The sequence below is a fragment of the Natrialba chahannaoensis JCM 10990 genome, assembly GCF_000337135.1.
GTDB lineage: Archaea > Halobacteriota > Halobacteria > Halobacteriales > Natrialbaceae > Natrialba > Natrialba chahannaoensis.
The window spans coordinates 59,195-71,691 of record NZ_AOIN01000035.1; the positions used below are offsets into that span (position 1 = coordinate 59,195).

Genomic DNA, 12,497 nt, shown 5'->3' on the forward strand with positions numbered 1-12,497 from the left:
GCGTCGTCTGCACAACAATTGATAACACGTCAATCGGAATACGAGAGAGGAACGCCCAAGAGGCCAGCGACCCAATCGCCACGATATGGAAACGTCCTCACCGCAACGGACGGACGGGCCGCTCCGGTCGACCCTCGTCGGTTTCGGCCTCGCACTCCTCGGCTTAGTCGCCGCTGAATTCGTGACGTTACCGGCGTTCTTGCTCGACCCGACGCTGCTCGAGTCGCCGGGTGACGCCTCGAACGCTGCGATCTTTGTCCTCCTCACCCTGAACTTCGTCGGCTTCTTCCTCGTTGGCGGGTTGTACCTCCGCTATACGGGTCGAGGCTGGGACTGGCTCGATCTCGAGTGGCCCTCGCGCCAGGGGTGGATCTACGTCGGTATCGGAATCATTGGCAGCATCGCGTTCGTGATGGTCGTCAATCTCGTTGCGACGGCGCTTCAGTTGCCGTCCTCCGAGAATCAGGTGATGACGCTGATCGGAGACGATCCGAACATGGTGTTGCTCATGATTGTCATCGTGTTCCTATTTAACGCACCTGCGGAGGAGTTCCTCTTCCGGAACGTAATCCAGAAGCGGCTGTACGCCGGCTTCTCCCGGATCGGTGCGGTCGTTGTCACCAGCGCAATCTTCGCGCTGGTTCACATCCCGGCCTACGCGCTGGCAGCCGATGGATCGTTTGCCCCACTCGGCGCGATCGGCGTCTCGCTCGCTGTCGTCTTCGGTGGCTCGCTGATCTTCGGCTACCTCTACGCGCGGACCGACAACCTGCTCGTCCCGACGGCCGCCCACGCTGCGTTCAACGCGATCCAGTTCGCGATCCTCTATCTCGTGCTTCGGTTCGCACCGGAGGAACTCGAAATGGCGATGGCGCTCGGTGGCGGACTCGTTGCTGCGCTTCCACTGTAACGTCACGGCCAGCCCCTGACCACTTTTGTAGCGCTCCGGGCTGGCGCTTCGCCCGGTTTATTACCACCCCTCGACGAACTACCCGTATGTCTCAGGCGAAGGGCGACCGCCGCGAACGTGAACTCGTCAACGAACTCGACGAGGCCGGCTTCGCGGTGATGCGCGCGCCCGCAAGCGGCTCGGCGACCGAACGCGAACTCCCCGACGTACTCGCCGGCGACGGCGAGCAGTTCTACGCGATCGAAGCCAAATCAAGCGCTGGCGACCCGATCTATCTCACTGGCGAGGAGGTCGAGGCGCTCATCTACTTCGCACAGAACTTCGGCGCGAAACCCCGCATCGGTGTCCGGTTCGACCGCGAGGACTGGTACTTCTTTCACCCCGCAGACCTGCACGTCACCGACGGCGGCAACTACCGCGTAAAGAAGGAAACCGCACTCGCCGACGGCACCGACTTCGCGGAGTTCGTCGGTGCCTCCGAGAAGGTCACGCTGGATGAACTCGGTGATACAGACGACGACGGTCCCGATGAAGGCATTCTCCGGGTACTCAACGCAGTCGAACAGGGCGTGATGGACGTCGAGGAAGCAGCGCGGACACTCGAGTAGCGTCTGTATTTTCACACCCCGACTCCCGTTTGCTGCGTGCTGTCCCGTCCGCTTATGTTGAGTCCGTCACAATTCCGTGCACCTCGTCGGTGCTGACTGGCCCGTAGCGGACGATCGAATCGTACGCCTCGAGTGCGAATCGACCCCCGCTCGTGATCCCACGCGCAGCTCGGTCCGCAAGTTCCCGCGAGACGAACCGGTTTGCGACGAGTACCAGTCGACCGTTCTCATCCTCCTCCAGGTTGCGCTGTGCGCGCTCGAGCAACAACGCAGCAGTGAAAACGTCGAAGACGTAGTGTGCAAGGCGCTTTGCGGACAGTTGCGCGTACTCGGTGTCCTCACCGGCGAGCGTCGCGAGCGCCCCCATCAGGTCGTGGAACTCGGCTTCGACCGTCGCGGCGGCGTCTGCCAACGCTGGATGTGAGATGTACTCGAGTCGCTCGCTGATTGCGGCCTGCAGCGGTTCGTGAGCGTCCTCGCGTTCGAGCGCCCGAAGGACGTCTAACGAGAGGATGTTCTCGGTCCCCTCCCAGATCGGGAGGACCTGCGCGTCTCGGAGCAGGCGGTTGGTGACAAAATCGTTCACGTAGCCGTTGCCGCCGTGGATCTCCATCCCGTAGGAGGCGGTGTCGACGGCCATGCGGGCGGTGCGGGCCTTGGCGATGGGGATCAGTAGCCGCATGAGCCGGTAGGCGTCATCTGCCGTTTCGCCGGCTCTTGCTGCCCGTTCACGCTCCGAGAGCAGGCGTGCTGCCTCGAAGGTGTACGTCGTCGCGGCCTCGTGGGTGACGGCCATGTCGACGAGATCCGCGCGCATGAGTGGGTACTGGTCGATAGTCTCGCCGAAGGCCTCGCGGTTCGCGGCGTAGATTTTGCTCTCGAGGAGGACACGGCCGATGATGCCACAGGAGGCGGCCGCGTTCGAGAGGCGTTCGAGGTTGAGCATCTCGGCCATCTGCCGGAAGCCGTGTTCTTCCTCGCCGACGAGGTACGCCTTCGCGCCGGTGAACTCGACCTCGCCGGTGGGGACCGAAATCGTCCCGAGTTTGTCCTTGAGCCGACGATAGAACTGGTCGTTGGTTTCCGCAGGTGCGAGCGGCCCGTCTTCTTGCCGCTCTCCCTTGGTGTAGGGTCCGTCTCCGTCTGTGTCGTCGGGATCTGCGTGCGGGACAAGGAACATCGAGAGGCCCGCGGTTCCCGCCGGCGCGTCCTCGGTTCGGGCGAGCGCGAGCGTTCCTTCGGCGTCGATGTTCGAACAGAACCACTTTTCGCCGGTGAGTCGCCAGTAGCCTGCGCTCTCGTCCCACTCGGCGCGGGTCTCGTTCGAGCCGACGTCGCTGCCGCCTTGCTTTTCGGTAAGGAACATCGCGCCCTCGATCAGGTCTTCGTAGTCGCGGTTCGTGAGGGCATCGTAGTACTCACACAGCACGTCGTCCTCGCGACCGAACTTCTCGAGGACGAGCGCTGCGCCGGCGGTCATCGCAACTGGGCAGTCGAAGCCCGGGTCCGAGTAGGAGAGCAGGTACTGCATCGCGAGGTTGTGCGAGAGCGGCATCGGTTCGTCGCGACCTGGCGGCGCTTCGAAGGAATCCGCGACGATGCCCTGTTCGTAGGTGAGGCGTTCGTTCTCGTACTGTGCCTCCGGATATCGAACCCAGTTCTGTACCTCGCCGTACTTGTCGTAGGGCTCGAGTTCGGGACCGTGGCCGTCGATGTCGTCGGCGTTGTCCGCGATGGTGTTACCAACGGTTTCGCCGAACGCCGAGAGTCGCGATTCGGCCCAGTCGAACTCGTCGTCGGTGTAGCCGCGCCGAAGCTCGCGCTGGAGCGTCTGATCGAGTTCCCAGTAGTTGACGTGCCGGCCGTCCTCAAACGTGCCGTAGTCGATTCCGGCGTCCGTGTCCATGTACGTAATTGTTACCGTATCTCAATAAAACGGGAGTAACGAAACAGTTTCTCGGTTGGGTACTGTTTCCGTTCGGTCCAGAACGTGTGCTCGGACGGCGTCTCAGGCGCGCTTCTCGAGTCGCGTCCGCGGGAAGACGTACACCCGAAGCGAGTTGGGGACGACGCCGTTCGGCCGCACGGTTGCGTGCGGGTAGACGACGCCGTTCGGCCGCACGGTTGCGTGCGGGTAGACGACGCCGACGACGGGTACGTCGGGGTCGTATGCCGAGTTCGTGCCGTACTCCGCGACGGTGCAGTCCGCCGCATCAATCCGGACCGCGTCCGCCCGCAGGTCCGACACGTCGACGACGGTGAGCCGGTCGCTCGTCTCGCGGTCGACCACTGTGTCGCCCGGCCAGAGCGTGTGTGCCTCGCAGTAGACGGGCTGTCCGGACTCCTCGTCGCCGGTGCTACTGCCATCATCCTCCTCGTCGACGAAAACCGACTCGTGGCAGTCAGTGTTCCGGCACTCTACGGCAAGCTGTCCCGGTGGCGGGGTGCGGCCGTCGGTGATCTCGATGGCGACGCGGCGGCTGTGCTTGCAGCGGACGTTACGGAAGATGTGGTCCGGGCAGGTACACCGGCCCGCGACGAGGTCGACGAGGTAGGTGTGGTCGCTTGCGGATTCGACCTCGTAGAGGCCGTCGCCGAGCGGGAGGACTGACATTGGTTCAGTCCGCGCCCGTCGCGATCGCTCCTCGAGCTGGTTCGGTGTCTGTACTGGTAGCGGTGCTTTCGGTGACGCTATTGTTTTCATGGGTGCGTCGGGTGAGACTGTCGCGGAACTGGTCGGGTAACTATTCATCAGAGATACGTGCTGGAGGGGCATAACGGCCCTGTCCCTCGGAATTCTTGACTACTGGTGTGGGTTGACCGTCGGGTTGTGTGACAGTCTCGATGCGCTCGAAGCAGTCCGATCATGATGTGGTGACGAACCGGTTCGATTACAGCGTGATGCTCACTCCTGGTCCACAATAGGTGAGTTCTAAGAGGATGGCTCCGTTCTCCCCGATATGGGACTGCTGGACGGACTCCGTGCCGCGCTCGGCCTGCGCGCCGAGACTGACGCCAGACGCGACGCCGACCCCGAGGACCTCTTCGGGATGAGCACCGCCTATCTGACGATGGAGGCGGAGTTAGGGTACCAATCACTCGATATCGGCGCGCTCTGTTTCTCCGGCGTCGACTCCCACAGCTTCCGCGACGCGGTCGCCGAAGTCGAGTCGATCCTCGAAGCCGGACAGGAAGACACCGGCACCGAGTTCACCGTCACCGACGACGACCACGGTTACCACTGGGTTGTCCTCGAGGACAGCGATCCGGAGGACCTGATCACGAGCATGCACTTCGCCGCGGACACGTTCATCGAACGTGGTTACGGCTCACGGCTACTCGCCGCGGTCTTCGCCTACGAAAACCGGGGCGGGCCGGCCTACTGGATCTATTCGTTCCGCCGCGGTGCCTACTACCCATTCGCGCCACGGTCTGGTCGAGAGCGGGACTCGAGTGCGGAGTTCAAACTTGAGGCTGCCCTCGACGGCGAGCTAGAGATCGAGCGCGAGAAGGAGTACTGGTATCCGCTGTGGCCGAGTCAGCGAGGGACGCATCCCTGGGAGTGAGCGTGGTGTGAGTGTGGTGTGAGTGTGGTGTGAGCGGGGTGTGTGCGGGGTGTGAGCCGGAAGTGAGCGCGAAGTGAGGGAGGAGTGAGGGAGGAGTGAAGGAGTGGGTTGAGAATAAGCCGAGAATACGTTGAGATTGAGCCGAGACTGAGTCCAGTCTCGTGGCTACCAAATATATTTGGCAACACGGATATGGAGTTACCACCGCTAGGAACAGATACGGCAGGCCGCCACATCATCCCCTACACCACATCATCCGAACTGCGCCATACACAGTTCGTCGCCTGCCGCATCCCACTTCCTTTCGACCCCCATTCCTTCGACGCACACGTATTGAACAGCCCCAGCAATATGCGTACGCTGGCTCACGGCCGGTCGAAGCTGAACTGCTCTATAGTACCAACTACAACTAGTTACACACTGATCGCACGTTCGCGGTTCTCGCTCAGTTCACTCGCTCCGAACCGCGCTGCCGCCGTGCGATCAGGTGTGCAGNGTTCGCGGTTCTCGCTCAGTTCACTCGCTCCGAACCGCGCTGCCGCCGTGCGATCAGGTGTGCAGTGACTTGCAGTGGCTACTATAGTTGCTGTTGTGTCCTGTGAGATGGGGACCCGAACCGGACCGAAGGAGTGTTTTGCATCGAGGACTTCCTAGACGCCAATGAGTCACCAGCAGGCCGACGCGATCGACGTCGAGGCAATTCGCGAGGAGTTCCCGATTCTCCAGCGCGAGTTCGACGGCCAGCAGGTCGTCTACCTCGACAACGCAGCGACGACCCAGACGCCGGACCCGGTCGTCGATGCCATGAGCGACTACTACCGTGAGTCGAACGCCAACGTCCACCGTGGAATCCACCACCTGAGCCAGGAAGCCTCGGAAGCCTACGAGGTCGCTCACGACCGCGTGGCAGAGTTCATCAACGCCGACGGCCGCGAGGAGATCATCTTCACCAAGAACACCACCGAGGGCGAGAACCTGCTCGCCTACTCCTGGGGGCTGGCCGAACTCGGCCCCGAGGATACGGTCGTCCTCACGGAGATGGAACACCACGCCTCGCTGGTCACCTGGCAGCAGATCGCCAAACGGACCGGTGCCAGCGTTGAGTACATCCGCGTCGACGAGACCGGCCGACTCGACATGGACCACGCTGCCGAACTCATCGACGACGACACCGCCATCGTCTCGGCGGTTCACGTCTCGAACACGCTCGGCACCGTCAACCCCGTCTCCGAACTGACCGACCTCGCCCACGAACACGGCGCGCTCTCCTTTATCGACGGCGCACAGGCCGTCCCAAATCGCCCCGTCGACGTGACGGAGATCGACGCCGACTTCTACGCCTTCTCGGGCCACAAGATGGCCGGCCCCACCGGTATCGGCGTGCTCTACGGGAAACAGAACCTCCTCGAGGACCTGAACCCCTACCTCTACGGCGGCGGCATGATCCGAAAGGTCACATTCGAGGACTCCACCTGGGGTGAGCTCCCCTGGAAGTTCGAACCGGGTACGCCACCGATCGCCGAAGCTGTCGGCCTCCACGCGGCAGTCGACTGGCTCGAAGCAATCGGCATGGACCGAATCGAAACTCACGAGGAGGAACTCGCGGCCTACGCCTACGATCGACTCGAAGCCGAGGAGGACGTCGAAATCTACGGCCCCGAAGGCGGTCCTGACCGCGGTGGTCTGGTCAGCTTCAACCTCGAGGGCGTCCACGCCCACGACCTGACCTCGATCATGAACGACCACACGATCGCGGTCCGCGCCGGTGACCACTGTACGCAGCCGCTGCACGACAAACTCGGTGTGCCGGCCTCGACGCGCGCCTCGTTCTACGTCTACAACACGCGTGATGAGGTCGACAAGTTGGTCGCCGCGCTCGATGACGCACGGCAGCTGTTCGCGTAACGCGTTACGTCTCGTCCTCTGCTACCTGTTTGCGTACCGATTCTCCGGCCGGCACACGTGGCTTTTTCCACGGACTTCTACTCGAGTACCGAGTCTCCCCAGCGTGGTAGCTGTCGACCGCCGCCTGCAGTCCTCGCCGATCGCAGGCGTGTCAACACGGAATACAACGCTGATTGCAATAGCCACATATATCTTTGACTGGTGGCGACGGTACTGGTATGCACATTCGACGAATTGGCGTTGTGGGCATCGCAGTGCTCGTTATGATCGGGTTTGTGAGTCCGCTGGCGGCGGCCGGAACGACCGGTGTGGCTGGAGTGGGATCAGCACCGACAGCTGACAAATCGAATCTGACATGCTCGTTCCCGCTGACTGTGACGGACGACACTGGCACCGAGATCGAACTTGAGGAGCGACCCGAGTCGGTCGTCACGATCAACCCGAGCGCGGCCCAGACGATGTGGGAGATTGGTGCCGAAGACCAGGTCGTCGGGACGACACAGCACGCCGAGAATCTGGAGGGTGCGGAGGACCGTACGAGCATCTCGACGGAGTCCGAGACGATCGAACACGAGATTATCATCGACCTCGACCCCGACCTTGTGCTCGCGCCGAGCTCCAACTACGTCACCGAGGAGGACGTCGAAACACTCCGTGGGGCCGGTGTGACCGTCTACTACTTCGATTCCGCGACGTCGATCGATGACGTTCGCGACCGCACACACACCATCGGCTCGCTCGTCGGCGAGTGTGATGGCGCTGCCGAGACCGTCGACTGGATGGACGAGGAACTCGCTATCGTCGAGGACGCACTCGAGGGCGAGGAGCGTCCGGACGTGCTCTACACCTTCTTCGGCTTCACGGCTGGCGAGGAGACGTTTATCCACGAACTGATCGAAGCGGCAGGTGGAACGAACGTCGCCGCAGAGGCGGGCATCGCGGAGTACCAGCAGCCGACCGACGAGATGATCGTCGAACAGGACCCCGAGTGGTTGGTCCTGAACACGAACTCGCCCGAGGTGCCGGACGCGCCGGCCTACGAGTCTACGACCGCCGTCGAGACCAACCAGACGGTGACGATCAAAACCAACCACCTGAACCGGCCTGGGCCGCGCGTCGTCCACGCGGTGACGGCGATGGCCGAGGCGTTCCACCCGGAGGCGTACGCTGAAGCGGTTGCTGACGCCGAAACAGAATCCGAGACGGACGCTGACGACGAGTCCCAAGCTGACTCTGATTCCGGTTCTGATTCCGACTCCGACTCCGACTCCACCGACGACTCGGACGGTCTCCCCGGATTCGGCATTGTTTCCGCCAGCGCTGCACTCCTCGCCCTGCTTGGCTCACTCGCTGTGATCCGTCACGGTGATAGGAACCCGTGAGAAGACTTCTCGTATGAGTCAGAACGTCATCTCAACGTCGCCGTCCTCGACGGAGATTCTGTACGCCCTCGGCGTCGAACCCGTCGCAGTCTCCCACGCCTGCGATCATCCACCCGAGGCCGCCGACCTGCCGACGATCGATGTCTCGAAAGTCGACGCCGAGGCCAGCGCCGACCGCCACGACCAGGTCCGCGCTGCAACCGCGAACGGCCACCTCTACCAAATGGATGCCGAGGCCATTGACGACGCCGACCCCGACCTGATCGTCACCCAGGGCGTCTGCGGTGTCTGCGCGGTCGACGACGTACTCGTCGACGAAACACTCGCCGACCTCGACGCCGACCCCGAGGTCCTCGCACTCGACGCCAGCCGACTCAAGGACGTACTCGAGTGCGTCCACGATGTCGGCGCGGCCACCGGAACCGAGGCCCGTGCGGACGAGCTCGTTGCCGACCTGCGAGAGCGAATCGTAGCACTCGAGGAGCGGGTGCCAGCAGCACCCCGCCCGCGAACGGCGGTACTCGAGTGGATGGATCCCGTGCGGCCTGCCAGCACCTGGGTGCCGGATATAGTCGAGCTCGCAGGCGGCGAGTATGAACTGAGTGAGCCGGGCGAGCGCTCGGCACCGGTCGAATGGGAGACGGTACTCGAGTACGATCCGGAGGTGCTGGTGGTGGCTCCCTGCGGATTCGACGCGGAGCGTACGCGCGAGCAGTTCGGTGAGCTGTCGGATCGACCGGGCTGGGAGGAGCTGACGGCGGTTCGCGAGGATCGGGTGTTTATCCTCGACGGTGGCGCGTATCTGACGCGGTGGACGCCGCGGCTGGTCGACGCTGCGGAGCGATTGGCGACGCTCTGTCACCCCGATGAGTTCGGGGAGCCACCGGCGGACGTGGTTCGGCTCTGAGTCCGATTGGGTTGTATTCGTGAACCCACCGCGGAGCGGAGCACTTATCGCCCGCTTCTGAAAACGGATGGGCTATGCTCGAGGAAGTTCGGAGTCGCGCCAGACCGTACTTCGAGGACGCGCCACCGGCCCACGACTGGCATCACGTCGAGCGCGTCGACGCGCTCGCGGAGACGCTCGTCGACCGCCACCCCAACTCGGCTGAGATCGACGAACAAATTGTCCACCTTGCGGTCGCCCTCCACGATATCGGTCGCCAGCGCGAGGACCGCGGCGAGATCGACTGTCACGCGATGTGGGGCGCACGAGAGGGCAGCGAGATCCTCCGCGAACTCGGTGTGGCTGATGAAACGATCTCGGCGGTCTCTCACTGTCTCTGTGCCCATCAGTACTCGAACGACATCGAACCGGAGACCGTCGAGGCCAGAATCGTCTCTGACGCGGACAACCTCGATGCGCTCGGTGCGGTCGGCATCGGTCGTGTTTTCGCCCACGGTACCACCATTGACTCGCCGATGTACGATCCGGCGGTACCGGTCGCGGACGACGACACGCCGGCCGGCGTGAGTCAGTATAACCATCTCCACAAGAAAATCCTTGACCTCCCCGACCGGATGTATACCGACGTTGCGAGCGCCCTCGCCGCCGAACGCGCACAGTTCGTTCGCGAGTTCGCCAGCCGGTTCGAGGCCGAGGCTGTCGGCGAGCGCTGACGAGTCGTGTTCCGTTTCTCTCGGTGACTGTTCAGCACGTCAGTCAACTGGCACAGCGTTTTTGATTTGGGCGATGTTACATCCTCTGTCGAGGTGAGAACACATGTACGAGAAACTCATCGGCAGTCCACAACAGGACCCGTTCGATGCCCTGGTCGACATTCTCGCCGCGGCCGACCGGTACGATTTCACGCTCGGCGTTATCCCGGTCGCGTTCGTGGTTGCACTGATCGTGGCGACCGTCACGAGCGTTTCGACGCCCCCGATGCTGGCTGTCGCCGCGCTTGTCGGCGGCCTCGCCATCGTCGATGCCTGCTATCTCAACCCGCCGGTCCGCGACGGCGGCGACCAGGGGCCGACGTAGCGGTATCGCTTCCGATCAGCAACCGTTTTTAACGCAGTCAGCGCTGTTCTTCGCAGCTTCATTCCCGTAATGGTTCCCGAGTATACGGAACCACGAACGTACAGAAACACAGACCAATGGAACTACGAGAACAGGAGCACGCAAGAAAATCAGAGCTCCACTCTCACACCCCGGAACCCTTTTACAGATAACTGGCATACCCATATCCACCAATGGGACTGGGCTCGGATATGTACCGACAGCAGATCCTCGACCACTACAAGAACCCGCGCAACTACGGGCAACTCGAGGATCCAACGTTCACTCACATCGGCGAGAACCCGATGTGTGGCGACGAGATTCGGATGGATGTCAAACTCGACGAGGACGGCGACGAGGAGACGATCGAACGCGTCGCCTTCTCCGGCGATGGCTGTGCGATCAGCCAGGCCTCCGCCAGCATGCTCTCGAGTGAGCTCCGCGGAAAGACCGTCGACGAACTCCTGGAGATGGACCGCGACGACGTGATCGACATGCTCGGTGTCGACATTTCCCCGATGCGGGTCAAGTGTGCGGTGCTTGCGGAGAAGGTCGCCCAGGATGGAGCGGAGATTTACCAGGGCGAACTCGACGTGGAGAAGACGACAACCGAGGACGACGAGTAAGTAGCTGGGAGTGACCTCGGGCGGTGGTTGTGGTTGCGGTTATGGTTGTGACTGTGGCTGTGGTTGTGACCGTGTCTGAGCCTGCGAATTCGACGTTGGTTCCGCCTTCGATTCCTATTTGACTCGCTTCCCGTACTCCGGCCGCCACGGAGTGAAGCTGCATTCGGAATTAATTCTTCTCCTGACGTGAACCTCGTTGTATGGCTACTCCCCGTACCAGACAGCAGGATATACTCCTCTTGCTCGCCTCCATTCAGGTCTCGATATTTGTACTCGTCATCCCGATGCTTTGGCCGCTGTTCATCGGTTCGGTGCTGATTCTCCTCAGCGTTGCGAGAGGTGAATATCACCGGCAACTTGCAGACGACGAAGACGCTACCGAGCAGTAGTGCTGTCGCTCCACAGAACGAGAAAGACAAAACAAAACGGGCTACAACGAGTGTGTCGGTATGTCTGCGATGCCGACTACTCTGGCTTCAGACCCTCGTCCTGAACGCGCATGACTGCCTCGCCGTCGGCGAGGTTCGGCGCGTCGACCAGACGAACGATCCGCTTGTCACCCTTGGACTTGCGGAGGTACATTCGGAACGTCGACTTGTGGCCCAGAATGTTGCCACCGATTGGCTGTGTCGGGTCGCCGAAGAACGAGTCCGGGTTCGAGGCAACCTGGTTCGTCACGATAACGGACGTGTTGTAGAGGTTCCCGACCTTGTCGAGGTCGTGCAGGTGCTTGTTGAGCTTCTGCTGGCGCTCTGCGAGTTCACCACGACCGACGTACTCCGCACGGAAGTGTGCGGTCAGCGAGTCGACACAGAGGAGGCGAATCGGGTAGTCGGCCTCCTCGTGTTCGCCTGCAAGTTCCTTTGCCTTCTCGGCCAGCAGCATCTGGTGGTTGGAGTTGAACGCCTTCGCGACGTGGATCTTGTCGAGCACGTCGTCGACGAGTTCGTCGACTGCGCCCTCGTCACCAGCCGAGCCCTCGATTTCGCGGTCCTCGAGTGCAGCGTTGATCGCTTCCTCGGGGAGGCCCCGTACCATGTCGTCGATTCGCTCCGGTCGGAAGGTGTCCTCGGAGTCGATGAACATCGCGCTGCCGTGGAGACCGCCGACCTCCTTCGGAAGCTGGACGTTGACGGCCATCTGGTGGGTGACCTGGGACTTTCCGGAGCCGAACTCACCGTAGACTTCGGTGATCGACTGGGTCTCGATACCGCCGCCGAGGAGTTCGTCGACTTCGTCGATCTGCCAACTCAGCTTGCCGATCTCGTTCCGTCGCTCGAGCACCGTCGAGCCGGTTTCGAAGCCACCGACGTCGGCGGCGTCACGTGCGGCGTTGACGATATCGGCGGCCGTCGATTCGCCGACGTCAGCGGTGTTCGAGAGCTCGGAGGGAGAAGCGACGGCCAGGCTCTGAAAGGAGTCAAAGCCTGCGTCGTGAAGTTTGTCTGCGGTTGCCGGTCCGACGCCGGGGAGTGTCTCGAGGTCTGCGTCTGCCATA

Annotated in this window: 13 protein-coding genes; 10 read left to right on the forward strand and 3 right to left on the reverse strand. The window is 62.3% G+C overall.

What is annotated here, in order from left to right; translation table 11 throughout:
• The first annotated feature begins 85 nt into the window (after positions 1-85).
• The gene (locus C482_RS04505) at positions 86-910 is read left to right on the forward strand and encodes a CPBP family intramembrane glutamic endopeptidase (RefSeq protein WP_006166290.1); all 825 of its coding nucleotides are present in this window, start codon (positions 86-88) and stop codon (positions 908-910) included.
• A gap of 86 nt (positions 911-996) precedes the next feature.
• A complete protein-coding gene (hjc, locus tag C482_RS04510) occupies positions 997-1,518 on the forward strand; it encodes a Holliday junction resolvase Hjc (RefSeq protein ID WP_006166291.1) in 522 nt (173 codons plus the stop codon).
• A 52-nt stretch (positions 1,519-1,570) separates the two neighbouring features.
• On the opposite strand, the gene C482_RS04515 is transcribed toward hjc, so the two are convergent.
• Positions 1,571-3,424, reverse strand: coding sequence for an acyl-CoA dehydrogenase family protein (locus C482_RS04515; RefSeq protein ID WP_006166292.1), 1,854 nt, complete (start codon positions 3,422-3,424; stop codon positions 1,571-1,573).
• Between the two features lie 102 nt (positions 3,425-3,526).
• Entirely contained in the window at positions 3,527-4,222 is a 696-nt protein-coding gene (locus C482_RS04520; RefSeq protein WP_049896488.1) for a hypothetical protein, read from the reverse strand.
• A 256-nt stretch (positions 4,223-4,478) separates the two neighbouring features.
• Between C482_RS04520 and pspAB the strand changes: the two genes are divergently transcribed.
• From pspAB to C482_RS04560, 8 genes are all read left to right on the forward strand, one after another.
• Positions 4,479-5,084, forward strand: coding sequence for a PspA-associated protein PspAB (gene pspAB, locus C482_RS04525; protein WP_006166294.1), 606 nt, complete (start codon positions 4,479-4,481; stop codon positions 5,082-5,084).
• Positions 5,085-5,744: 660 nt separating this feature from the next.
• Positions 5,745-6,989: an aminotransferase class V-fold PLP-dependent enzyme gene (locus C482_RS04530; protein ID WP_006166295.1), complete on the forward strand. Its 1,245-nt coding sequence runs from the start codon at positions 5,745-5,747 to the stop codon at positions 6,987-6,989.
• Between the two features lie 218 nt (positions 6,990-7,207).
• Positions 7,208-8,371 (forward strand): PGF-CTERM-anchored ABC transporter substrate-binding protein, encoded by a 1,164-nt coding sequence (locus C482_RS04535; RefSeq protein WP_006166296.1) that lies wholly within the window; start codon positions 7,208-7,210, stop codon positions 8,369-8,371.
• A 13-nt stretch (positions 8,372-8,384) separates the two neighbouring features.
• Positions 8,385-9,278 carry an ABC transporter substrate-binding protein gene (locus C482_RS04540; protein WP_006166297.1) on the forward strand — a complete coding sequence of 298 codons (894 nt, stop codon included), beginning with the start codon at positions 8,385-8,387 and terminating at the stop codon, positions 9,276-9,278.
• Positions 9,279-9,352: 74 nt separating this feature from the next.
• Complete coding sequence (locus C482_RS04545) at positions 9,353-9,991, forward strand: HD domain-containing protein (protein ID WP_006166298.1); 639 nt, start codon at positions 9,353-9,355, stop codon at positions 9,989-9,991.
• Positions 9,992-10,094: 103 nt separating this feature from the next.
• Positions 10,095-10,355 (forward strand): hypothetical protein, encoded by a 261-nt coding sequence (locus C482_RS04550; RefSeq protein WP_006166299.1) that lies wholly within the window; start codon positions 10,095-10,097, stop codon positions 10,353-10,355.
• Positions 10,356-10,567: 212 nt separating this feature from the next.
• Positions 10,568-10,999: a Fe-S cluster assembly sulfur transfer protein SufU gene (gene sufU, locus C482_RS04555; RefSeq protein WP_006166300.1), complete on the forward strand. Its 432-nt coding sequence runs from the start codon at positions 10,568-10,570 to the stop codon at positions 10,997-10,999.
• Between the two features lie 200 nt (positions 11,000-11,199).
• Entirely contained in the window at positions 11,200-11,388 is a 189-nt protein-coding gene (locus tag C482_RS04560) for a hypothetical protein (RefSeq protein ID WP_006166301.1), read from the forward strand.
• Positions 11,389-11,464: 76 nt separating this feature from the next.
• Here C482_RS04560 and radA read toward each other — a convergent pair whose 3' ends face one another.
• The gene (radA, locus tag C482_RS04565) at positions 11,465-12,496 is read right to left on the reverse strand and encodes a DNA repair and recombination protein RadA (RefSeq protein WP_006166302.1); all 1,032 of its coding nucleotides are present in this window, start codon (positions 12,494-12,496) and stop codon (positions 11,465-11,467) included.
• Position 12,497: the final 1 nt, after the last annotated feature.

What these genes read in the sequence shown, in the direction of transcription:
- C482_RS04535 (WP_006166296.1), top strand. Translation starts at nt 7,208, where the DNA reads ATGCACATTCGACGAATTGGCGTTGTGGGCATCGCAGTGCTCGTTATG.
- C482_RS04515 (WP_006166292.1), bottom strand. Translation starts at nt 3,424, where the DNA reads ATGGACACGGACGCCGGAATCGACTACGGCACGTTTGAGGACGGCCGG.
- hjc (WP_006166291.1), top strand. Translation starts at nt 997, where the DNA reads ATGTCTCAGGCGAAGGGCGACCGCCGCGAACGTGAACTCGTCAACGAA.
- C482_RS04560 (WP_006166301.1), top strand. Translation starts at nt 11,200, where the DNA reads ATGGCTACTCCCCGTACCAGACAGCAGGATATACTCCTCTTGCTCGCC.
- radA (WP_006166302.1), bottom strand. Translation starts at nt 12,496, where the DNA reads ATGGCAGACGCAGACCTCGAGACACTCCCCGGCGTCGGACCGGCAACC.
- sufU (WP_006166300.1), top strand. Translation starts at nt 10,568, where the DNA reads ATGGGACTGGGCTCGGATATGTACCGACAGCAGATCCTCGACCACTAC.
- C482_RS04530 (WP_006166295.1), top strand. Translation starts at nt 5,745, where the DNA reads ATGAGTCACCAGCAGGCCGACGCGATCGACGTCGAGGCAATTCGCGAG.
- C482_RS04505 (WP_006166290.1), top strand. Translation starts at nt 86, where the DNA reads ATGGAAACGTCCTCACCGCAACGGACGGACGGGCCGCTCCGGTCGACC.
- C482_RS04545 (WP_006166298.1), top strand. Translation starts at nt 9,353, where the DNA reads ATGCTCGAGGAAGTTCGGAGTCGCGCCAGACCGTACTTCGAGGACGCG.
- C482_RS04520 (WP_049896488.1), bottom strand. Translation starts at nt 4,222, where the DNA reads ATGAAAACAATAGCGTCACCGAAAGCACCGCTACCAGTACAGACACCG.
- C482_RS04540 (WP_006166297.1), top strand. Translation starts at nt 8,385, where the DNA reads ATGAGTCAGAACGTCATCTCAACGTCGCCGTCCTCGACGGAGATTCTG.
- pspAB (WP_006166294.1), top strand. Translation starts at nt 4,479, where the DNA reads ATGGGACTGCTGGACGGACTCCGTGCCGCGCTCGGCCTGCGCGCCGAG.
- C482_RS04550 (WP_006166299.1), top strand. Translation starts at nt 10,095, where the DNA reads ATGTACGAGAAACTCATCGGCAGTCCACAACAGGACCCGTTCGATGCC.